General features: G+C 71.6%; 17 protein-coding genes. 10 read left to right on the top strand and 7 right to left on the bottom strand.

The genetic code is table 11. From position 1 onward, the window contains the following. Positions 1–8 precede the first annotated feature (8 nt). Together groES and groL are read left to right on the top strand one after the other, a co-directional pair. Positions 9–317 (top strand): co-chaperone GroES, encoded by a 309-nt coding sequence (gene groES / locus AB0C62_RS21880; RefSeq protein WP_077796719.1) that lies wholly within the window; start codon positions 9–11, stop codon positions 315–317. A gap of 155 nt (positions 318–472) precedes the next feature. After that, positions 473–2101: a chaperonin GroEL gene (gene groL, locus AB0C62_RS21875; RefSeq protein ID WP_362975483.1), complete on the top strand. Its 1629-nt coding sequence runs from the start codon at positions 473–475 to the stop codon at positions 2099–2101. A 118-nt stretch (positions 2102–2219) separates the two neighbouring features. Here the strand turns inward: groL and AB0C62_RS21870 are convergent, their stop codons facing one another. Both AB0C62_RS21870 and AB0C62_RS21865 read right to left on the bottom strand, forming a co-directional pair. Further along, entirely contained in the window at positions 2220–2993 is a 774-nt protein-coding gene (locus AB0C62_RS21870; protein ID WP_081218931.1) for an SDR family oxidoreductase, read from the bottom strand. A gap of 107 nt (positions 2994–3100) precedes the next feature. After that, positions 3101–3769 (bottom strand): MOSC domain-containing protein, encoded by a 669-nt coding sequence (locus AB0C62_RS21865; protein WP_362975481.1) that lies wholly within the window; start codon positions 3767–3769, stop codon positions 3101–3103. Positions 3770–3848: 79 nt separating this feature from the next. Between AB0C62_RS21865 and AB0C62_RS21860 the strand changes: the two genes are divergently transcribed. After that, positions 3849–4745 (top strand): LysR family transcriptional regulator, encoded by an 897-nt coding sequence (locus AB0C62_RS21860; protein ID WP_362975479.1) that lies wholly within the window; start codon positions 3849–3851, stop codon positions 4743–4745. Between the two features lie 49 nt (positions 4746–4794). Here the strand turns inward: AB0C62_RS21860 and AB0C62_RS21855 are convergent, their stop codons facing one another. Continuing rightward, positions 4795–5130: a WhiB family transcriptional regulator gene (locus AB0C62_RS21855; RefSeq protein ID WP_358819710.1), complete on the bottom strand. Its 336-nt coding sequence runs from the start codon at positions 5128–5130 to the stop codon at positions 4795–4797. 390 nt (positions 5131–5520) lie between these two features. On the opposite strand from AB0C62_RS21855, the gene AB0C62_RS21850 reads away from it, so the two are divergent. The 4 genes from AB0C62_RS21850 (at position 5521) to AB0C62_RS21835 (ending at position 10029) form a co-directional block, all read left to right on the top strand. Then, positions 5521–6132 (top strand): response regulator transcription factor, encoded by a 612-nt coding sequence (locus AB0C62_RS21850; RefSeq protein ID WP_003948568.1) that lies wholly within the window; start codon positions 5521–5523, stop codon positions 6130–6132. Positions 6133–6400: 268 nt separating this feature from the next. Then, positions 6401–6976, top strand: a complete 576-nt coding sequence (locus tag AB0C62_RS21845; protein ID WP_081218935.1) for a sigma-70 family RNA polymerase sigma factor — start codon at positions 6401–6403, stop codon at positions 6974–6976. Positions 6977–7258: 282 nt separating this feature from the next. Further along, entirely contained in the window at positions 7259–8767 is a 1509-nt protein-coding gene (gene guaB / locus AB0C62_RS21840; protein ID WP_362975477.1) for an IMP dehydrogenase, read from the top strand. 137 nt (positions 8768–8904) lie between these two features. Next, positions 8905–10029 carry a GuaB3 family IMP dehydrogenase-related protein gene (locus tag AB0C62_RS21835; protein WP_164372434.1) on the top strand — a complete coding sequence of 375 codons (1125 nt, stop codon included), beginning with the start codon at positions 8905–8907 and terminating at the stop codon, positions 10027–10029. A gap of 80 nt (positions 10030–10109) precedes the next feature. Here the strand turns inward: AB0C62_RS21835 and AB0C62_RS21830 are convergent, their stop codons facing one another. The 3 genes from AB0C62_RS21830 to AB0C62_RS21820 all read right to left on the bottom strand — a co-directional run bounded on the left by AB0C62_RS21830 (position 10110) and on the right by AB0C62_RS21820 (position 12352). Next, positions 10110–10376 carry a hypothetical protein gene (locus AB0C62_RS21830; RefSeq protein WP_164372435.1) on the bottom strand — a complete coding sequence of 89 codons (267 nt, stop codon included), beginning with the start codon at positions 10374–10376 and terminating at the stop codon, positions 10110–10112. Between the two features lie 2 nt (positions 10377–10378). Then, positions 10379–10987: a hypothetical protein gene (locus tag AB0C62_RS21825; RefSeq protein ID WP_362975474.1), complete on the bottom strand. Its 609-nt coding sequence runs from the start codon at positions 10985–10987 to the stop codon at positions 10379–10381. Positions 10988–11143: 156 nt separating this feature from the next. Next, the gene (locus tag AB0C62_RS21820; protein WP_362975472.1) at positions 11144–12352 is read right to left on the bottom strand and encodes a nucleotide sugar dehydrogenase; all 1209 of its coding nucleotides are present in this window, start codon (positions 12350–12352) and stop codon (positions 11144–11146) included. A 270-nt stretch (positions 12353–12622) separates the two neighbouring features. Here AB0C62_RS21820 and AB0C62_RS21815 point away from each other — a divergent pair, with 270 nt between their 5' ends. Continuing rightward, positions 12623–14329 (top strand): glycerol-3-phosphate dehydrogenase/oxidase, encoded by a 1707-nt coding sequence (locus tag AB0C62_RS21815; protein WP_164372437.1) that lies wholly within the window; start codon positions 12623–12625, stop codon positions 14327–14329. Positions 14330–14471: 142 nt separating this feature from the next. Here the strand turns inward: AB0C62_RS21815 and AB0C62_RS21810 are convergent, their stop codons facing one another. Beyond that, positions 14472–14774 carry a hypothetical protein gene (locus tag AB0C62_RS21810; RefSeq protein WP_362975470.1) on the bottom strand — a complete coding sequence of 101 codons (303 nt, stop codon included), beginning with the start codon at positions 14772–14774 and terminating at the stop codon, positions 14472–14474. Between the two features lie 251 nt (positions 14775–15025). On the opposite strand from AB0C62_RS21810, the gene AB0C62_RS21805 reads away from it, so the two are divergent. Beyond that, positions 15026–17218, top strand: coding sequence for a serine/threonine-protein kinase (locus AB0C62_RS21805; protein ID WP_362975550.1), 2193 nt, complete (start codon positions 15026–15028; stop codon positions 17216–17218). Between the two features lie 170 nt (positions 17219–17388). Then, entirely contained in the window at positions 17389–20610 is a 3222-nt protein-coding gene (locus tag AB0C62_RS21800; RefSeq protein ID WP_362975468.1) for a protein kinase, read from the top strand. Positions 20611–20665: the final 55 nt, after the last annotated feature.

Raw genomic sequence — 20665 nt, 5'->3', positions numbered from 1 at the left:
GTCGGATCGTGACGACCGCCAGCTCCAAGGTTGCCATCAAGCCGCTCGAGGACCGCATTGTGGTCCAGCCGCTCGACGCCGAGCAGACCACGGCCTCTGGCCTGGTCATCCCGGACACCGCGAAGGAGAAGCCCCAGGAGGGCGTCGTCCTTGCCGTGGGCCCGGGCCGCTTCGAGGACGGTAACCGTCTTCCGCTCGACGTCACCGTCGGCGACGTCGTGCTCTACAGCAAGTACGGCGGCACCGAGGTGAAGTACAACGGCGAGGAGTACCTCGTCCTCTCGGCTCGCGACGTGCTCGCGATCATCGAGAAGTAATTCACCGGGCAAGGGCGTCCGGGGGCTTCCCCCGGACCACCTGACACCCAGCATTGCAGTGAACTGCGCCCCTGGCCCCCGCTACTTCTGATGCACCGGGCGCTGGGGGCGCCGTTCGTTTCTCCCAAGTTTTCCGAGAGGGCTGAACCGCTCCCATGGCGAAGATCCTGAAGTTCGACGAGGACGCCCGTCGCGCCCTCGAGCGCGGCGTCAACAAGCTTGCCGACACGGTGAAGGTGACGATCGGCCCCAAGGGCCGCAACGTCGTCATCGACAAGAAGTTCGGCGCTCCCACCATCACCAACGACGGCGTGACCATCGCCCGTGAGGTCGAGGTCGAGGACCCGTACGAGAACCTCGGTGCCCAGCTGGTGAAGGAGGTGGCGACCAAGACCAACGACATCGCGGGTGACGGTACGACCACCGCCACCGTGCTCGCCCAGGCGCTCGTGCGCGAGGGCCTCAAGAACGTCGCCGCGGGTGCCTCCCCGGCGCTGCTGAAGAAGGGCATCGACGCGGCCGTCAAGGCGGTCTCCGACGAGCTCCTCGCCACCGCGCGCCCCATCGACGAGAAGTCCGACATCGCGGCCGTCGCCGGTCTGTCCGCCCAGGACCCGCAGGTCGGCGAGCTCATCGCCGAGGCGATGGACAAGGTCGGCAAGGACGGTGTCATCACCGTCGAGGAGTCCAACACCTTCGGTCTGGAGCTGGACTTCACCGAGGGCATGGCCTTCGACAAGGGCTACCTCTCGCCCTACATGGTGTCCGACCAGGAGCGTATGGAGGCCGTCCTCGACGACCCGTACATCCTCATCCACCAGGGCAAGATCAGCTCCATCCAGGACCTGCTGCCGCTGCTGGAGAAGGTCATCCAGGCGAACGCCTCGCGGCCGCTGCTGATCATCGCCGAGGACGTCGAGGGCGAGGCCCTGTCGACCCTGGTCGTGAACAAGATCCGCGGCACGTTCAACGCCGTCGCCGTGAAGGCCCCCGGCTTCGGTGACCGCCGCAAGGCCATGCTCGGCGACATCGCCACCCTCACCGGTGGTCAGGTCATCGCCGAGGAGGTCGGCCTCAAGCTCGACCAGGTCGGCCTGGACGTGCTCGGCACCGCCCGCCGCGTGACCGTCACCAAGGACGACACCACCATCGTCGACGGTGGCGGCAGCTCGGACGAGGTCGCCGGCCGCGTCAACCAGATCAAGGCCGAGATCGAGAACACGGACTCCGACTGGGACCGCGAGAAGCTCCAGGAGCGCCTCGCGAAGCTCGCCGGCGGCGTGTGCGTGATCAAGGTCGGCGCCGCCACCGAGGTGGAGCTCAAGGAGAAGAAGCACCGTCTGGAGGACGCCATCTCCGCGACCCGCGCCGCGGTCGAGGAGGGCATCGTCTCCGGTGGTGGCTCCGCGCTCGTCCACGCCGTCAAGGTCCTCGAGGGCAACCTCGGCAAGACCGGCGACGAGGCCACGGGTGTCGCGGTCGTCCGCAAGGCCGCCGTCGAGCCGCTGCGCTGGATCGCCGAGAACGCCGGCCTGGAGGGTTACGTCATCACCTCCAAGGTCGCCGAGCTCGACAAGGGCCAGGGCTTCAACGCCGCCACCGGCGAGTACGGCGACCTGGTCAAGGCCGGCGTCATCGACCCGGTCAAGGTCACCCGCTCCGCCCTGGAGAACGCCGCGTCCATCGCCTCCCTGCTCCTCACGACCGAGACCCTGGTCGTCGAGAAGCCGGCCGACGACGAGGGCGACGCCGGTCACGGTCACGGCCACGGTCACTCCCACTGACGCACCGCGTCGTGAGCACGGGCACGCCCGCCGCGGCGTGAGCACGTGAAAAGGTCCCCGTTCCCTACGGAACGGGGACCTTCTCGCGTAACGAAGCCCGACTCACGTCGTCATCCCCTCACTGGGGGCCGTACTTGCGCCCCGTCTTCGACGTGATCCCGCCCAGCAGCGCGCGCGGTGTCACCTTCACCACCCCCATCAGCACCTTGTACCGGGCGTCGGGGATGGACAGCGTCCGGCCGCGCGCCAGGTCCGCGAGCGCCGCCGCGACCAGCTTGTCCGCGTCGAGCCACATCCAGTTCGGGATGTTGTCCGTGCCCATCCCGGCCCGCTCGTGGAACTCGGTCCGCACGAACCCGGGGGCCAGCGCCATCAGCCGTACGCCGCTGCCCGCGAGATCCTTCGCCGCGCCCTGGGTGAACTGCACGACCCACGCCTTCGACGCGCCGTACGTCCCCCGCGGCACGAACGCGGCCACCGACGCGACGTTGACGATGCCGCCCCGGCCGCGCTCGCGCATGGCCTCGGCCGCCGCCGACGTCAGCCGCAGCACCGCCTCGCAGTGCACCTTGAGCATCGTCAGCTCGTCCGCCATCGACACGTCGAGGTAGTGGCCCTTGTTGCCGAAGCCCGCGTTGTTGACCAGCAGGTCGACCGGGCTCCTGCGGTCCGAGAGGCGGGCGGCGACCGCCTCGATGCCCTGGTCCGTCGCCAGGTCGGCCGTCAGCACCTCCGCCTCGATGCCGTGCCGGTCGTGCAGCTCGGTCGCCTGCTCGTGCAGCCGCTTCGTGTCCCGCGCCACCAGCACGAGGTTGTGCCCGTCCGCCGCCAGCCGCCGCGCGAAGGCGGCACCGATTCCCGCGGTCGATCCCGTAATCAGAGCCGTTGTCATGGCGCAAGGTTAGTGACCTGCTCAGGAGCCCCGCGCCCGGTGCCGCCCAACGCCCGGCCGCGCCCGCCGACTTCTCCCACCCCGGTCCCTCGGGCCCGGAGCACGCCTCATCCGCCGTACTGGGCCACGTACTTCTCCGCGGCCGCCCGCGCCTCCGGGTGCAGTGCCTCACCGGCCGCCAACAGGCCCGGAAGCAGGTCCCGTTGGGTCGTGACCGCGCGGAACTGGACGGCGACGGTCACCTCGTGGGCGGGCCGGTGGACGATCCGGACCGCGTCCCCGGCACGGATCTCGCCGGGCACGATCACCCGCAGGTACGCGCCGGGCGCGCCCCGCAGCGTGAACCGCTTGACCCACCCCTTCTCACCCAGGTGCTCCTGGAAGGTGCGGCACGGGATGCGGCCGCTCGTGATCTCGAGGACCACCTCGGAGCCGATCTGCCAGCGCTCGCCGATCAGCGCGCCGGACACGTCGAGCCCCTGCGTCGTGAGGTTCTCGCCGAACGCGCCGTTGGGCAGGGTGCGGCCCAGTTCGCGCTCCCAGGCGTCGAGGTCCTCGCGCGCGACCGCGTACACCGCCTGGTCGTCGCCGCCGTGATGGCGCAGGTCGCACACGGTGTCCCCGGCGAGCCCGCTCGTGGCGACCCCCTTCGGACCGGGAGCCGCCACGCGCACGCTCCCCTCGACCGGCCGCTTGTCGATCCCGGTCACGCCGTCCGGGTGGTCCGTGTAGTCGACGGCCCGCGCCCGGCCCACATTCAGCGACAGAAGCTTCATGGCACCACGCTAAGTGATCCCTTCCAAAGCGTCGACGCAGTATTCGGCGCGGTGTCCAAGCCTCACTTATGCTCAAGAAGTGATCGAGGCCCGTCATCTCCGCGTCCTGCGCGCCGTCGCCACCACCGGTTCCTTCTCGGCGGCCGGCCGCGAGCTGGGCTGCACCCAGCCCGCCGTCAGCCAGCAGATGAAGGCGCTGGAGGCGTCGGTCGGCACCCCGCTGCTCATCCGCACGGGCCGCGAGATGCGCCTCACCCAGGCGGGTGAGGCGCTGGTCCGCCACGCGGCGAGCATCCTGGCCGGCCTCACCGCCGCCGAGGAGGAGGTCGCCGCCATCGCCGGACTGCGGGCGGGCCGCGTCCGGCTCGTCTCGTTCCCCAGCGGCAGCTCCACCTTGGTCCCCACCGCCCTCGCCGCCCTGCGCGCCGCGCACCCCGGCACCCGTGTCTCCCTGGAGGAGGCCGAACCGCCCGAGTCCGTCGAGAAGCTCCGGGCGGGCGACTGCGACATCGCGCTCGCGTTCCGGTACGAGGGCGCACCGGGCGTCGAGGAGTGGGACGACCTCGTCGTACGACCGCTGCTGACGGACCGTCTGGTCGGGCTGGTGCCCGAGCGGCACCGGCTCGCCCGCGCGGGGTCCGTCTCCATCGGGGAGTTCGCCGCCGAGTCGTGGATCGCGGGGTGCCCGCGCTGCCGGGGCCGGCTCGTCGAGGTGTGCCGCGGCGCCGGGTTCGAGCCCCGCATCGACTTCGCCACGGACGACTATCCGGCCGTGGTCGGGCTGGTGGCCGCAGGACTGGGTGTCGCCGTCCTCCCCGAACTCGCGATCGAGTCCGTACGCCCGAAGGGCGCACGCACGGTGACGGTGGAGCCCGCGGTACGGCGGGAGATCGTGGCCCTCACGCTCCCCGACCTGGCCGAGGTGCCGGCGGTGGCCGCGACGCTGGACCGGCTCGCGCGGGCGGCCGCCCGCTAGGAACCCACACGGGTGCTCTCAGGGGCACCCGTCATGCAGAAACGTTCCTTCAAGTGTTCGAAGCGGGGCCGCTGCCGCCGCCGGTGGCCGATGCCGTGACCAGCCGGTTGCGGGCCCGTCCCATGAGCTCTTCGCGCTCGTCCTCGGTCAGTCCGCCCCACACCCCGTACGGTTCGCGCACCGCCAGCGCGTGCGCCGCGCACTCTGCACGTACCGGGCATCTCATGCAGACCTCTTTGGCCGAGTTCTCACGAGCGCTCCGTGCCGCACCACGCTCGCCCTCCGGGTGGAAGAAGAGCGAGCTGTCGACCCCGCGGCAGGCCGCGAGGAGCTGCCAGTCCCAGAGGTCCGCGTTCGGACCGGGAAGGCGGGAGAAATCTGCCATTGCGTGTCCCCTTGTTGCCGTTCTGGGCTGCTCTGTGCCCACCGACCGTACATCTACGATCTAAGGAGATGAAAATATGACTCATTGCGAATCTAGCCGCAGACACCAGCAAAGGGGAAGAAAACAGGCTAAATGGGGCATAGGTTGTGATGAAACGTTGAGGGTCGGCGCGCATGTCTGCACCGTGTCCGCGCCCTCACGTACAGTGCCGATGACGGCCGACTGCCCCGTAACTCTTTCGGGTGACCATCGTTGAGATGGACGGAGGCGGTCGAAGGAACAAGCGCTCGGGCAGACGGTCCTATCCGTCGGCGAGTGTCGACCGCACAGGTGACGATTCGTACCAGCCTGGAGGCTCAAGGTGACGCGCATCAGCTGCGGAGGGCGGCCATGACATCCGTCCTCGTCTGCGACGACTCCCCGCTTGCCCGAGAGGCGCTCCGCCGCGCGGTCGCGACCGTGCCCGGTGTCGAGCGCGTGACCACGGCGGCCAACGGCGAGGAAGTCCTCCGCCGCTGGGGTGCCGACCGCTCGGACCTGATTCTGATGGACGTACGCATGCCCGGACTGGGCGGCGTCGAGACGGTCCGGCGGCTGCTGTCCGCCGACCCCGGTGCGCGCATCATCATGCTCACCGTCGCCGAGGACCTGGACGGCGTGGCACTCGCCGTCGCCGCCGGCGCCCGCGGCTATCTGCACAAGGACGCCTCACGGGCGGAGCTGCGCGCCACCGTGACCCAGGCGCTCGCCGACCCCACCTGGCGACTCGCGCCGCGCAGACTGCGTTCGGCCGAGATGGGCGCCGCGCCCACGCTCACCGCGCGGGAGATCCAGGTGCTCGAAGGGATGAGCCACGGCCGCTCGAACGCGGAGATCGGTCGTGAGCTGTTTCTCTCCGAGGACACGGTCAAGACCCACGCCCGGCGACTGTTCAAGAAGCTCGGTGCCTCGGACCGTGCGCACGCGGTCGCGCTCGGATTCCGCTGGGGCCTGGTCCGCTAGGTGAGCGGACTCGGGGGTATGACGGTAGTAGTCCCTACCCGCCGGACGGCGGGTGGGGCCGGGCCCTCGAAGAGAGTGTCTTCGGTGTCCGATCCCCGTTTCCCGGCGGATGCCGCATCCTTGAGGTGTGGAGTTCCTCGGGGACAAGTCGGACGAGCGGAAGGGGAGGGCGCAGGAGATGAGTTCCGGCGCACCTGCTCATAACGCTTCGGTGCACAACTACGGACGCGGTGCCGCGGACGCTTCGACGCCAAGGCACCATGGACCGATGCGCGAAGACGAGACGACGGGGATCGGTGCGCTCGTCCATCGCGCGGTCGACGGCGACGAACAGGCGACCCACGACCTGCTCGCCCATGTACACCCGCTCGCGCTGCGCTACTGCCGCACCCGTCTGTCCCGGCTCCCGGGCGACGCGCGGCACTTCGTGGAGGACCTGGCGCAGGAGGTCTGCGTCGCCGTACTCCTCGCCCTTCCGCGCTACAAGGACACCGGGCGCCCCTTCGAGGCGTTCGTCTTCGCCATCGCCGCGCACAAGGTCGCCGACCTCCAGCGCGCCGCGATGCGCCACCCGGGGTCCACGGCCGTTCCCTCCGACGAGATGCCGGAGCGGCCCGACGACTCCCTCGGTCCGGAGGAGCGCGCGCTGCTCAGCAGCGACGCCGAATGGGCCAAGAAACTCCTCGCCAACCTCCCCGAGAACCAGCGCGAGCTGCTCCTGCTGCGGATCGCGGTGGGGCTCACGGCCGAGGAGACGGGTCAGATGTTGGGAATGTCACCGGGCGCCGTCCGGGTCGCCCAGCACCGCGCCCTGAGCCGGCTGCGCGCCCTGGCCGAGCAGTAGGAATCCAGCGGGAGGAATCCCCCTCCGCGTCCCCCTCGGCGGTTCGGCCCTGCGGCCGGGCCGCACGCTCTTCCCGGCCCTGTTCCGTACCCGCTCCCCGCCCGGCGTTCCGCTCCCTTTCCGCGCCCCGGGGGCCCCTCCGGGCACCGTGCTGAACACGGATGACGGAATACCCGTACGAACATACGAAGCCGTTGCTGACCCGGAACCGTGGAATGAGAGAGCCGTGCTTCCCGTTAGCATGGACATCCGCACCGATCAAGGCCATTTGGGGAAGGTGTCATGACTGCCAACGTCGACGGAGTGCCCGCCAAATTCGCGACACTCGGGCTGACCTACGACGACGTGCTGCTGCTGCCGGGCTCGTCGGACATGGCGCCCGACCAGATCGACACCGCCTCGCACATCTCGAAGAACGTCCGGGTCAACATCCCGCTGCTGTCCGCCGCCATGGACAAGGTCACCGAGTCGCGCATGGCGATCGCGATGGCCCGCCAGGGCGGCGTCGGTGTTCTGCACCGCAACCTCTCGATCGAGGACCAGGCCAACCAGGTCGATCTCGTGAAGCGCTCCGAGTCCGGCATGGTGACCGACCCGATCACCGTGCACCCGGACGCCACGCTCACCGAGGCCGACGCGATCTGCGCCAAGTTCCGCATCTCCGGCGTCCCGGTCACCGACGGCGGCGGCAAGCTGCTGGGCATCGTGACCAACCGCGACATGGCCTTCGAGACCGACCGTTCGCGCCAGGTGCGCGAGGTCATGACGCCCATGCCGCTCGTCACCGGCAAGGTCGGCATCTCGGGCAACGACGCGATGCAGCTGCTGCGCCGTCACAAGATCGAGAAGCTTCCGCTGGTCGACGACGCGGGCGTCCTCAAGGGCCTCATCACCGTCAAGGACTTCGTCAAGGCGGAGAAGTACCCGAACGCGGCCAAGGACGGCGAGGGGCGCCTGCTGGTCGGCGCGGCCGTCGGCGTGGCGGGCGACGCCTTCGAGCGCGCCCAGGCCCTGATCGAGGCCGGCGTCGACTTCATCGTCGTCGACACCGCGCACGGCCACTCCCGGCTGGTCGGCGACATGGTCGCCAAGATCAAGTCGAACTCCTCCGGCGTCGACGTCATCGGCGGCAACATCGCCACCCGCGAGGGCGCGCAGGCGCTCATCGACGCGGGCGTCGACGGCATCAAGGTCGGTGTCGGCCCGGGCTCCATCTGTACGACCCGCGTCGTCGCCGGCATCGGCGTCCCGCAGGTCACGGCGATCTACGAGGCATCGCTCGCCGCCAAGGAAGCCGGCGTCCCGGTCATCGGCGACGGTGGCCTCCAGTACTCCGGCGACATCGCCAAGGCCCTGGTCGCGGGTGCCGACACGGTGATGCTCGGCTCGCTGCTCGCGGGCTGCGAGGAGTCGCCGGGCGAGCTGCTCTTCATCAACGGCAAGCAGTTCAAGTCGTACCGCGGCATGGGTTCCCTGGGTGCCATGCAGACCCGTGGCGACCAGCGCTCCTTCTCCAAGGACCGCTACTTCCAGGAGGGCGTCGCCTCCGACGAGAAGCTCGTCCCCGAGGGCATCGAGGGCCAGGTGCCCTACCGCGGCCCGCTCTCCGCGGTCGTCCACCAGCTCGTCGGCGGTCTGCGTCAGTCGATGTTCTACGTCGGCGGTCGCACCGTGCCCGAGCTGCAGGACCGTGGCCGCTTCGTCCGCATCACCTCGGCGGGCCTCAAGGAGAGCCACCCGCACGACATCCAGATGACGGTCGAGGCACCGAACTACAGCCGCAACAAGTAGGCGCGCACCAGCGATCGACGGGCGCCACGCGTGCGTGGCACCCCGACAAGGGCGGCCCCGGAAGGTTCCGGGGCCGCCCTTGTCGTGGGCGTCGGGGATACTGGGAGGCGCAGAAGCGAAGAGGGAAAGGCCACAACGTGACTGAGATCGAGATCGGGCGCGGCAAGCGCGGCCGCCGGGCGTACGCCTTCGACGACATCGCCGTCGTCCCGAGCCGCCGTACGCGGGACCCGAAGGAGGTCTCGATCACCTGGCAGATCGACGCCTACCGCTTCGACCTGCCCTTCCTGGCGGCTCCGATGGACTCGGTCGTCTCCCCGGCCACCGCGATCCGTATCGGCGAGCTGGGCGGCCTGGGCGTTCTGAACCTGGAAGGCCTCTGGACGCGGTACGACGACCCGCAGCCGCTGCTCGACGAGATCGCCGAGCTGGACGCGGAGACCGCGACCCGCCGCCTCCAGGAGATCTACGCGGCTCCCATCAAGGAGGAGCTGATCGGGCAGCGCATCAAGGAGGTGCGCGACTCCGGCGTCGTCACCGCCGCCGCGCTCTCCCCGCAGCGGACCGCGCAGTTCTCCAAGGCCGTGGTCGACGCGGGTGTGGACATCTTCGTCATCCGCGGTACGACGGTGTCCGCCGAGCACGTCTCCGGTGCCGCCGAGCCGCTGAACCTGAAGCAGTTCATCTACGAGCTGGACGTTCCGGTGATCGTCGGCGGCTGCGCCACGTACACCGCGGCCCTGCACCTGATGCGCACCGGCGCGGCCGGTGTCCTCGTCGGCTTCGGCGGCGGCGCCGCGCACACCACGCGCAACGTCCTGGGCATCCAGGTCCCGATGGCCACCGCGGTCGCCGACGTCGCCGCGGCCCGCCGCGACTACATGGACGAGTCCGGCGGCCGCTACGTGCACGTCATCGCCGACGGCGGTGTCGGCTGGTCCGGCGACCTCCCCAAGGCGATCGCGTGCGGCGCCGACTCGGTGATGATGGGCTCCCCGCTCGCGCGCGCCACCGACGCGCCGGGCCGCGGCCACCACTGGGGCATGGAGGCGGTGAACGAGGAGCTGCCGCGCGGCAAGAAGGTCGACCTCGGTACCGTCGGAACCATCGAGGAGATCCTCACCGGCCCGTCGCTCATCCCGGACGGCTCGATGAACATCTTCGGCGCCCTCCGCCGCGCGATGGCGACCACCGGCTACAGCGAGCTCAAGGAGTTCCAGCGCGTCGAGGTGACCGTCGCGGACTCGCAGCACAAGCGGTAGTTCTGAGGCCTGCACGCCGGATGTGAGAAGGGCCCGACCACCGGACGGTGGTCGGGCCCTTCTCGTGTCCGCGGGGTCCGTCAGCCGCTGGTCAGCAGCTCGGCGACGCTCGCCAGGAGCAGGACGACGCCGGCGAGGCCGAGGACCGTGGCGTACACCCGGTAGCCGATGGCGAAGGTCGAGCCCGCAGGCGGAGCGAAGGTGCCGGTGCCCAGGGCCCTGAGGTCGAGGCTGCGCTGCCGGAAGGCCTCCAACGCGTCGGCGGAACCCCGCACATTGAAGGCGACCCAGCATCCGGCCACCGCGGCCGGCAGGCCGAGCAGCATCAGGAAGACGTAGCTGGGCATCCTCAGAGCCCGGCCTTGCGCGTGCTCTGGAACGCCACGTAGGCGGCGATCGCGAAGAAGAGGAAGGTCAGCGGGTCGGCCTCGGACTTCCAGGCATCCTGGACCCAGTCGATGTGGTCGAAGAAGAGCTCGTTGAAGCCCACGCCGAGCTGCTTCGCCCCGATCATGGCCTCGCCGATCAGCTGGCCGAGGTAGATCGCGGCGACCGAGACGATGACGCTGAAGACCGGCAGGGTCTGGTTGCGGCCTCCGAGACGGCCCGTGGCGATGCCGACCAGGAAGCCGACGCCGACCGCGGCGTAGCCGATCTCGTGCTTGGTGGCGCCGACGATGACGCCGTACAGGATCGCGGAGATCACGCCGGCGCCGAGGGCGGCGACGACGCCGAGCACCAGGTTGTTGCGCACCGGCGCGGACGGGGCGACGGGCGCGACCGGGAAGCCCGGCTGGGGCGCGCCCTGCGGGCCGGCCTGCTGCGGGAAGCCCTGCTGCGGCGCGGTCGGCTGGGCGGCCTGGCCCGCGTACGGGTTGTTGTCGGCCGGTGCGGCGGGCTGGCCGGCGTACGGGTTGTTGTCGACCGGCGGACCGGGCGGCGGCGTGGTCTGGCTCATGTGGGATCCCCCCCCAGGGATGTGAGCACACCTGTGTGGTGCGCGGGACGCGTTCGCGCACGCGTGCGGGACGCCCGGGGCGCGGGCGTACTTGTGTGCGAGAGCTGCCGCAGATTAGCAGGCGGGAGTGACAGTCCGTGAGGGGAATTTCCGGGGTCAGAGCCGGTGTGCCGCGCCGGTCGGGGTCGCTCCCCTTGTGTCCAGGAGGAGTTGGGCCTTCACGGACAGTCCTTGCAGGTCGTACGTGCGGTGCTGCTGCAACAGGATCGTCAGGTCGGCGTCGGCCGCGGCCTCGTAGAGGGAGTCCGCGCGGGGTACGGGCCGGCCGAGGACGCTCCAGGCGGGCACGTGCGGGTCGTGGTAGCTGACGGACGCGCCGAGTTCCATCAGGCGTACGGCGATCTCGTGGGCGGGAGAGCCCTGTTGGTCGGCGATGTCGGCCTTGTAGGTGACGCCGAGGAGGAGCACGCGCGCGGCGCGGGCGGACTTGCCGTGCTCGTTGAGCAGGGTGGCGGCGCGCTGGATGACGTACTGCGGCATGTGGCTGTTGACCTGCTGGGCCAGTTCGACCATCCGCAGGGGGCGGCCCGAGTGTCCCGCGAGGTCCTGGGGGATGCCGTGTCCGCCGACGCCGGGTCCTGGCCGGAACGCCTGAAAGCCGAACGGCTTGGTCTCCGCGCACCGGATGACGTCCCACAGGTCGACGCCGAGGTCGTTGCAGAGCACGGCCATCTCGTTGACGAGGGCGATGTTCACATGCCGGAAGTTGGTCTCCAGCACCTGCACGGTCTCCGCCTCACGCGGGCCACGCGCGCGTACGACCTTGTCGGTGAGGCGTCCGTAGAAGGCGGCCGCCGACTCGGTGCACGCGGGCGTGAGGCCGCCGATGACCTTGGGTGTGCCGGCCGGGGTGAAGTCGCGGTTGCCGGGGTCGACCCGGCTGGGCGAGTATGCGAGGTGGAAGTCGCGCCCGGCGCGCAGTCCGGAGCCGGATTCGAGGAGCGGGCGGAGGAAGTCCTCCGTGGTGCCGGGGTGAACGGCCGATTCCATGATCACCGTGGTGTGCGGCCGCAGCTGGGCGGCGAGGGTGCGGGCCGCGGTCTCCACCTGGGTGAGATCGAGGGTGCCGTCCGCGCCCCGGGGGGTCGGCGCGCAGATCACGGCGGTGCGGACGCGGCCCAGTTCGGCCGGGTTCGCGGTGGTCCGGAAGCCTCCCGAGAGCATCCGGCGCAGTTCTGCGGGGGTGAGGGAGCCGCCTTCCGGCCCCGTTTTGTAGCCGACCGTGGAGATGCCGGCGGCGACCGCGGCCTGGGCCAGGGGCAGGCCGAGATGACCGAGTCCGATGACGGCGAGGTCTGCGGGCATGGAGTGGGCCGTCCTTCCCAGTAACCGAAGCGGGACAGGTGCGCAAGCCCTGTGGACAGGATGGGCGAGAGCAATGTCAGACTAGGAGTAAATATGACCGATTTGCGGGATTGTCCGCCCAAGATTCCCTACGAGTCGCCGAGTGTTGTCCACAGGCTGAGGATGGACGGTGGCCGATGAGGGGCAAGACGGTCAGACTTGGGCAGGTGGGGATGTGAGCCGGGCGTCGCCCGGCAGGTGCGGCCAGCGCGACAACAGCGGGAGGCAGCGGTGAGGACAGCGACACTGGGGCCGGCGGAGCGAGCCGAGTCACTGGCGGGAATGGCCGAGCGGGAGCTGGACGTGCTGGTGGTGGGCGCGGGCGTGGTCGGCGCGGGCACCGCTTTGGACGCCGTGACACGCGGCCTGTCCACCGGCCTGGTCGAGGCGCGTGACTGGGCCTCCGGGACGTCGAGCAGGTCCAGCAAGCTGATCCACGGAGGGCTGCGCTATCTGGAGATGCTCGACTTCGCCCTGGTGCGTGAGGCGCTGAAGGAGCGCGGCCTGCTGCTCGAACGGCTGGCGCCGCACCTCGTGAAGCCCGTGCCGTTCCTCTACCCCTTGCAGCACAAGGGCTGGGAGCGCCTGTACGCGGGCTCCGGCGTCGCGCTCTACGACGCGATGTCGATGGCCCGTGGGCACGGACGCGGCCTGCCCACCCACCGCCACCTCTCCCGCAGCCGAGCCCTGCGCGTCGCCCCGGCCCTGAAGAAGGACGCCCTGGTCGGCGCCCTCCAGTACTACGACGCCCAGATGGACGACGCCCGCTATGTGGCGACCCTGGTGCGCACGGCCGCGGCGTACGGCGCGAAGGTCGCCAACCGCGCCCGGGTCACCGGCTTCCTCCGCGAGGGGGAGCGGGTGGTCGGCGCCCGGGTGCGCGATGTCGAGGGCGGCGGCGAGTACGAGATCCGGGCCAAGCAGATCGTCAACGCCACGGGCGTGTGGACCGACGACACCCAGGCGCTGGTCGGGGAGCGCGGCCAGTTCCACGTCCGCGCGTCCAAGGGCATCCACCTGGTCGTGCCGAAGGACCGGATCAACTCCTCCACCGGACTGATCCTGCGCACCGAGAAGTCGGTGCTCTTCGTCATCCCGTGGGGCCGCCACTGGATCATCGGCACCACCGACACCGACTGGGACCTCGACAAGGCGCACCCGGCTGCGTCCAGCGCCGACATCGACTACCTGCTGGAACACGTGAACTCGGTGCTCTCCGTCCCCCTCACCCGCGACGACGTCGAAGGGGTGTACGCGGGGCTCCGGCCGCTGCTGGCCGGGGAGTCCGACGCCACCAGCAAGCTGTCGCGCGAGCACACCGTGGCCCATCCGGTGCCGGGACTCGTCGTTGTGGCGGGCGGCAAGTACACGACGTACCGCGTGATGGCCAAGGACGCCGTGGACGAGGCGGTGCACGGGCTCGACCAGCGCGTCGCCGAATGCGTCACCGAGGAGACCCCGCTGGTGGGCGCCGAGGGCTACCACGCGCTGTGGAACGCGCGAGCGCGCATCGCGGCCCGCACCGGCCTCCATGTGGTGCGCGTGGAACACCTGTTGAACCGGTACGGGTCGCTCGCCGAGGAACTCCTCGACCTCATCGTGGCGGACCCGACGCTCGGCGAACCGCTGCCGGCCGCCGAGGACTACCTGCGGGCCGAGATCGTCTACGCCGCCTCGCACGAGGGCGCCCGTCACCTCGACGACGTGCTGACCCGGCGCACCCGCATCTCCATCGAGACGTTCGACCGCGGCACCCGCAGCGCCCGTGAGGCCGCCGAGTTGATGGCGCCGGTCCTCGGCTGGGACAAGGACCAGATCGAGCGCGAGGTCGAGCACTACCAGAAGCGTGTCGAGGCGGAGCGGGAGTCCCAGCGCCAGCCGGACGACCTGACGGCGGACGCGGCGCGGCTGGGAGCGCCGGAGATCGTGTCGTTCTGACCGGCGCAGGGCAGCGGGTGAGGGGTGGTTCCCGACGGAGCCGCCCCTCACCCGTGTTCGCACGGCCGCCGCCCGTCGGTTCCCGGTCCTGTCACTCGAAAGGGTGCCGTGAGCTGGGATCTTTGCCCGTGGGCCGGCCGTTCTACAGGGTGCGGGGACAGAACTCGGAGGCGAGCACGGCCGGTTCGAGTGCCGGGTCCGTGACCCGCCCGTCCTGGTGATGCCTTCGCGCGCGGACCTGGTCGGCGCGGGCGATGCCGTCACCTTGGCCCGCGAAGAGCGGACCTGACCCCTCGTCGGCGAGCGGCGCGGTGTCCGAGGCCGGGGTGACGGGGCCCTGCGAGGAGGCGAGGACCGGTTCCGGCAGGCCGGTTCGGGCCATGCCGAGGAGGGCCGGGGACGCGGGTATCGCCAGGAGTGTCCGAGGTGTCCGGGGTTGCGGCATCGGCGGGGACCTCCTTGCCGCGGCCCATCATGGGGGACGTTTCTGTGCGGGAGGCCAGGTGGGGCGCGTGTGCGGGGCTCGCGGGGCCGGATGGGCGCCCTGGGCGGGGTGCGGCTGCTGTGGGGGCGGCGGCGGGGGCCCGTCGTCTCACTGGCTGAGCTGTTGCGGTTCCAGGGCCCCCCAGGGCGTCGGGCACTTGTCGGGTGAGGGACAATGAAGGCTCTGTCAGGGCGGGTTGCATGAGGGGACGCATGTCGGAGGCGGAGCGGGCGGGAGCATCCCGTCAGGACAAGAGCGAACGTCTCCTCGCCGGGCGGTACCGGCTGGGGGATGTTCTCGGCCGCGGCGGCATGGGCACGGTGTGGCGCGCGCAGGACGAGACCCTGGGCCGCACGGTCGCCGTGAAGGAGCTGCGGTTCCCGTCGAGCATCGACGACGAGGAGAAGCGCCGGCTCATCACGCGCACGCTGCGGGAGGCCAAGGCGATCGCGCGGATCCGGAACACCGGCGCGGTCACCGTCTTCGACGTGGTCGACGAGGACAACCGGCCGTGGATCGTGATGGAGCTCATCGAGGGCAAGTCCCTCGCCGAGGCCATCCGTGAGGACGGGGTGCTCACGCCGAAGCGCGCCGCCGAGGTGGGCCTCGCCATCCTCGACGTGCTGCGCGCGGCGCACCGCCAGGGCATCCTGCACCGGGACGTGAAGCCGTCGAACGTGCTGATGTCCGACGACGGCCGGGTCGTGCTCACCGACTTCGGCATCGCGCAGGTGGAGGGCGACCCGTCCATCACCTCGACCGGCATGCTCGTCGGAGCCCCCTCCTACATCTCGCCCGAGCGGGCGCGCGGTCACAAGCCGGGCCCCGCGGCCGACCTGTGGTCGCTGGGCGGACTGCTGTACGCGTCGGTGGAAGGCGTGCCGCCGTACGACAAGGGTTCCGCCATCGCGACGCTCACCGCCGTGATGACGGAGCCGGTGGAGCAGCCGAAGAACGCGGGCCCGCTGGAGAGCGTGATCTACGGTCTGCTCGCCAAGGACCCCGAGCAGCGGCTCGACGACGCGGGCGCCCGCGCCCTGCTGAACGAGGTGCTGCGCGAGCCCGAGCCGAAGGCCGCCGAGCCGGAGCCGATGGACGCGACGAAGGTCGTGACCCTGCCGCCGGTCCCGGAGGAGGGCCTGGGGCGGCGGAGTCCGGGCAGCGGTACGGGTTCCGGTGCCCGGAAGGGCGAGGAGGCGTCCGAGCGGTTGCGCGGGGCGCTGCGTTCGGTGCGCAAGGCCGCGTCGGCGGCCGGAGCCGCCACCGCCGCGGCGACGACGCGTGCGAAGGGCGCGAGCGGGTCGGCGGAGACCTCCGGTGCGCGGAGCGCGGCCGGGACGGCCGACCCGGGCAAGGAAAAGGACAAGAGCAAGGGCGTGGCTGCCGCGTCCGGTACGGCGGCGGCAGCCGACGCGTCCGTGGCGTCTCCGTCCGCGGGGCTGTCCGGCCCCGCGGCGTCGGACAAGGCCGAGGCAACCGGTCGTGACGGTTCGTCGGTGAACTCCAGTTCGGCCGGGGACGCCGGCGCCGCGGGTGCCGCCGTCACGCGGAGCACGCCCGGGTCCGGGTGGCCGGTGGCCCCCGAGCGGCGGCCGCGTCCGGTGCCGAAGGCGTCGCTGACGGACGTCGTGCCGCGACGCACGCTGGTGATCATCGCCGTGGTCGTGGCGGTGGCGGTGCTCGGCACCGTCCTGGCCCTCACCCTCGGTGGCGGGGACGACGGCGGTACGAAGGACAACAAGGGCGGCGCCAAGCCGGCCGCGTCCAGCGGGGCGACCGCGGGCAGCGACAAGGGCTCCGGCACCAAGGGCGACGACAAGGACGACAAGGGCTCCGAGCACACCGACAGCGGTGACACCTCGGGTTCCGGCTCGGACTCCGGGTCTGGCTCGAAGGAGTCCTCGGGCTCCACGTCGGATCCGAGCGCGGGCGCCTCGGAGGGTTCGGGCGGCGACGGCAAGGGCTCGGGCTCCACCGCGAAGTCGACGTACAGGAGCAGCCAGGGGTTCTCGATAGGGCTGCCCAAGGGCTGGAAGTACCAGTCGGCGGACAGCGCCGGCGCGCGGTTCACCGGTCCCGACGGACAGCGGCTGCTCGTCGGCTGGACGACGACGCCCAAGGACGACCCGGTCGCGGACTGGCGGAACCAGGAGCGCTACATGACGCGCTCCCAGTACACGCGCCTGCGCATAGAGAAGGTGGACTACCGCGGCTGGAACACGGCCGACTGGGAGTTCACCTACGAGGACGGCGGCACCAAGTACCGGTCGATAGACCGAGGTTTCGTTGTGAACGCGCATCAGGGGTACGCGTTGATGTATTCGGCGAAGGCCTCCGACTGGGACAGCACGCTGCGCAAGGAGACGTGGAAGACGCTGAGTCAGACGTTCCAGCCGAAGTCGTGACGTACCGCTCGCCGAGGTGACGTTCCGCCACGGATGGACGGCCTGAGATCTCGCATCACCGCTCTGCGGGTTGCCTCGGGCACGTATCGTGAGTGGTTGCGGACCGTACGAAGCCGTAACGGGACGCAGGGCGAACGGAATTGACCGACCGGTCGGCTGGGGGAGGCATCGTGGACGAATACGCGGGACGCGTACTCGCGGACCGTTACCGCCTGCCACTGCCGCCGTCCGACGAGTACGAACTCGCCGAGAGCCGGGCCTTCGACACCTACAGCGGGCAGGAAGTTCTGGTGCGGCAGGTGCCGTTGCCGGAGGTCGTCGAGGCCGAGATGCTCGACGCGGACGGCCTGCCCGAGGGTTTCGTCGCGCGGGACGGCGGAGCCCGGCGGGCGTCCGCGCGCACCACGCGCCGGCCCGCCGAACCTGCCGTGCGGCGTGCCATCGAGGCGGCCCAGGCCGCGGCGCAGATCCCCGACCACCCCCGGCTCGACCAGGTCTTCGACGTGTTCGCCGAGGGCGGGTCGCTGTGGATAGTCAGCGAGTTGGTGCCCGCGAGGTCGCTGGCGGCCCTGCTCGCCGAGAAGCCCCTCAGCCCGTACCGAGCCGCTGAGGTCGCCTCCGACGTCCTGACCGCGCTGCGGGTCCTTCACGCGCACGGCTGGGTGCACCGGAACATCACCGCGCGCACGGTCCTCGTCTGTGACGACGGCCGGGTGCTGCTGACCGGACTCGCGGCGGGAGCCGCCGAGGAGGCGCTCTGCGGGTACGACCCGGTCCCGGTCCGCGAGGACGACCTCGGCGCCGAGCCCGGCTCCGGTCCCGGAGCCGGGACGGGCACCGAGAGCGTCGCACGCCGTGGCTTCGCCGGGACCGCGGGTCAGCCGGCGCCCGGCGCCCCGGCGGGCCCGGGCGCTCCGCGGGGCGGTGACCGGAGCGGTCAGCGCGGGCACGGTCCCGCGGGCGGGATCGGATTCGGAGGCGGCACCGCGCACGGGGTCGCCGTCGCGGCCACCTCCGGCGCCGACGCGGAAGAGGCACGCCGCGCCGCCATCGAGGCCCGCGCCGAGCAGGGCACACCCGTACCGGGCAGGCCCACGCCAGGAGCCCCGGCCCGGGGGCCGCGCGCTCTCGAAGCGGGTGGTCCCGCCCGGCCGGGAGCCCGGCGGACGGGACCCGGCGGACCCGACGAGGGGCCGGAGGAGGGCGCCCGGACGGACGGTCCCGGAGGCGACATCCGTGCGGCGCGCGCCGGAGCCATCGCCGCGTACCGCGCGGGAGCGCGAGCCGCCGCCCGCGTGCAGGAGGAACAGCGGGGCGACCCGCTCGCCCTCCCGGCACCCCGGCCCGGGACCGGGGGCGAGCAGGCCGGCGAGACCGAGCTGCACGGGCAGCACCCGCAGCAGGGCCCGTACGGGCAACCGCTTCAGCCGGGGCAGTACGGCGCTGCTCCGTCGCAGCAGGGCCAGGGGTACGACCCGTCGGTGAACCCCCAGCAGGCCCAGAGGTACGGCCTCTCCGCCGACCCCCAGCAGACTCAGGCGTACGGCGTTCCCCAACTGCCCGCCCAGGGTGGGCAGCAGGGTCCGCCCACCGCGCCCCCCGGCCAGATAGCCGACCCGTACGGAGTCGGCGGTGCCGGTTGGCACGGCGCGCAGCCGCGCTCCGCGCGAGGCACCGGCGCGGACGGCGGCCAGGGGCGACCCACGCTTCCCGGTGGAACGGCGGGCACGCCGGGCCCGGGGGCCACGGGGTACGGCAACCCCGCGCCGGGTCCGACGCGGCAGCAGCCCTCCGCCACGGAGTACGGCGGCCGTCCCGGTGTGCCCGGGCCCGCGGGCGCCCCCGACAGCGGACGGACGCAGGGCAACCGGACTCCCGAGGGCTGGGTTCCCGACAGCAGCCACGGACCCGGCGGTCTCCGCGCCACTCACGTCCCGGGTCAGCAGCGCGGTCACACGGACTCCGGCCACACCAGGGTTCCCGGTACCTCCCCGGCCGCGCCGGTCCCGGACCACACCCGCGTCCCCGGCGCCCCCCGGCTAGCCGTCCCCGCCGCGCACGGCACGCAGGGTGCGAGCGGGGGTTGGGGTGAGCTGGTCGCCGGTGCGCCGCCGCGCCGTGGCCCCGCGACCGCGCTCGCCGCCGAGCGGGCACGGCAGGCACGGATGGCCGTGGTCGGGCCGGTCACCGAGCGCTGGGCACCGGAACAGGCCGGACCCGTCCACGAGAACTGGCAGCTCGCGGCCCCCATCGGACCCGCGACCGACCTGTGGGCGCTGGGCGCCCTGCTCTTCCGCGCCGTACAGGGTCACGCGCCCTACCCGGAGGAGAACACGGCCGAGCTGGTCCAGCTGGTGTGCGCCGAGCCGCCCGCGTTCGCCGAGGAGTGCGGCCCGCTGCGGCCCGTCGTCGAGTCGCTGCTGCGTCAGGACCCCACCGAGCGGCTGGACTTCGAGGAACTGCGCGGCTGGCTGCGGTCGTTGGTGCGCTCCGCGCCGGAGCCCGAGGCCGGGGCGCACGTCGTGGCCGCGCCGCCGGTCGACCCGAGCCGGCTGCCGATCGTCCGGCGCCGGGGCGAGCTGGTCCGCAGGCGCCGCGCCGGACTGCCCGCGACCAGCCCGCACGCCCGGCACAAGCGCGCGAAGCGGGAGGGCTCCGGCAAGCCCCGGAGTCTGGGGCGCAACCTGGTCCTCCTGGTGCTGCTCCTGCTGGTCGCGGCGGTGGCGTACGCGATGGTCTTCCTGCCCAAGTCCGGTGAGGACGGCACGGACGACCAGGGCACCGGTGCCGTCGGGCAGGTCAGTCCCGCGCCCGCCACCAGTGGCGGCACCGACGCGAGCAGCGAGCCGCGCCCCGACCAGACCTCGCCGACGGCCGACAAGAGCCCCTCGGGGAAGGCGAGTTCGACCTCCGGTGGGAGTACGGGCGATCCCGATGTCGCACAGGGCTTCACGCTCCGCAAGGACCCCGCGGGATTCCGGGTCGCCGTGGCGAGCGGCTGGGACCGCACGCCGAAGAACGGACGCGGCCAGGTCGTCTACTCCCACGGGGACTTCCAGCTGATCGTCGTTCCCGGCCGGGACAGCACGAGCACCTACGGCGGCGACCCGATGACGTACCAGCGGGAGAGCGAGAAGGAGTTGCAGCCCTTCCGGGACTCGACGTGGGCCACGTCCAGCGGGATGCGGCGCATCGACGTGGGCGGCCGGGTGATGGCCGAGGGGCAGTTCACCTGGCAGGACTCGGCGGGACGGTCGCTCTACGTGCGCAATCTCGCGATCATCGTCGGCGGGCACTACCACGTGGTGCAGCTGCGCGGCCCGGAAGCCGAACGCGACGAGGTGACCCGGCTCTACGAGCAGGCATCCGACACCTACCAAGTGACCGGCTGAACACGCCCCCTGACCATCCAGCAGGGCTCTTTCCCGTGCGGGGCCGCGTTCAGGC

The sequence above is a fragment of the Streptomyces sp. NPDC048643 genome, assembly GCF_040650615.1.
Lineage (GTDB): Bacteria > Actinomycetota > Actinomycetes > Streptomycetales > Streptomycetaceae > Streptomyces.
The sequence above is the reverse complement of the archived record's forward strand: the minus strand, read 5'-3'. Positions and strand labels throughout refer to the sequence as shown.

Excerpts from the sequence above, each read along its gene's own strand:
- groL (WP_362975483.1), top strand. The coding sequence starts at position 473 with ATGGCGAAGATCCTGAAGTTCGACGAGGACGCCCGTCGCGCCCTCGAG.
- AB0C62_RS21870 (WP_081218931.1), bottom strand. The coding sequence starts at position 2,993 with ATGACAACGGCTCTGATTACGGGATCGACCGCGGGAATCGGTGCCGCC.
- AB0C62_RS21865 (WP_362975481.1), bottom strand. The coding sequence starts at position 3,769 with ATGAAGCTTCTGTCGCTGAATGTGGGCCGGGCGCGGGCCGTCGACTAC.
- AB0C62_RS21855 (WP_358819710.1), bottom strand. The coding sequence starts at position 5,130 with ATGGCAGATTTCTCCCGCCTTCCCGGTCCGAACGCGGACCTCTGGGAC.
- AB0C62_RS21850 (WP_003948568.1), top strand. The coding sequence starts at position 5,521 with ATGACATCCGTCCTCGTCTGCGACGACTCCCCGCTTGCCCGAGAGGCG.
- AB0C62_RS21845 (WP_081218935.1), top strand. The coding sequence starts at position 6,401 with ATGCGCGAAGACGAGACGACGGGGATCGGTGCGCTCGTCCATCGCGCG.
- guaB (WP_362975477.1), top strand. The coding sequence starts at position 7,259 with ATGACTGCCAACGTCGACGGAGTGCCCGCCAAATTCGCGACACTCGGG.
- AB0C62_RS21830 (WP_164372435.1), bottom strand. The coding sequence starts at position 10,376 with ATGCCCAGCTACGTCTTCCTGATGCTGCTCGGCCTGCCGGCCGCGGTG.
- AB0C62_RS21825 (WP_362975474.1), bottom strand. The coding sequence starts at position 10,987 with ATGAGCCAGACCACGCCGCCGCCCGGTCCGCCGGTCGACAACAACCCG.
- AB0C62_RS21820 (WP_362975472.1), bottom strand. The coding sequence starts at position 12,352 with ATGCCCGCAGACCTCGCCGTCATCGGACTCGGTCATCTCGGCCTGCCC.
- AB0C62_RS21810 (WP_362975470.1), bottom strand. The coding sequence starts at position 14,774 with ATGCCGCAACCCCGGACACCTCGGACACTCCTGGCGATACCCGCGTCC.
- AB0C62_RS21805 (WP_362975550.1), top strand. The coding sequence starts at position 15,026 with ATGTCGGAGGCGGAGCGGGCGGGAGCATCCCGTCAGGACAAGAGCGAA.